General features: G+C 46.9%; 1 protein-coding gene. It reads left to right on the top strand.

All coding sequences use genetic code 11. From position 1 onward, the window contains the following. Window positions 1-530: family 1 glycosylhydrolase (locus ACWHAR_RS29175; RefSeq protein WP_452088709.1), on the top strand; the 530-nt coding region annotated here is incomplete at its 5' end. Window positions 531-612 lie beyond the last annotated feature (82 nt).

Here is a 612-nt window from a genome sequence, read left to right as displayed (position 1 = left end):
TAAAGGAAAACACCGTCGACTATATCGGTTTCAGCTACTACATGTCAATGGTCGCAAGCACGAGTCCGGAAGACTTGGCAAAAACGGAAGGCAACCTGCTCGGCGGCGTCAAAAATCCGTACCTTGAATCGTCCGAATGGGGCTGGCAGATCGATCCTAAAGGGATCCGCATTACGCTGAATACATTGTACGACCGCTATCAAAAGCCGCTTTTCATTGTTGAAAACGGGCTCGGCGCCGTCGATGTCGTCGAAGAAGACGGCTCCATCCAGGATGACTACAGAATCAACTATTTACGCGATCATTTAAAAGAAGTAAGAGAAGCCATTGCAGACGGCGTCGACTTAATCGGCTACACATCATGGGGCCCGATCGACCTGGTCAGCGCATCCACCGCCGAAATGAAAAAGCGCTACGGCTATATTTACGTCGATCGTGACAATGAAGGAAAAGGCACGCTTTCAAGAACGAGAAAGAAAAGCTTTTACTGGTATAAGAAAGTAATCGAAACGAATGGCGAGAGTTTGTGATATACAGAATGGCTGTCCTTTACAGGACGGCCCTTTTTTTTCTCTGTAGCGCGTGAAAACAATTTGCTATACACTTGATTTA

It is taken from the genome of Bacillus sp. LR--39 (assembly GCF_053613335.1).
Note: the sequence above shows the minus strand (reverse complement) of the source record. Positions and strands in the feature narration are given on the sequence as shown.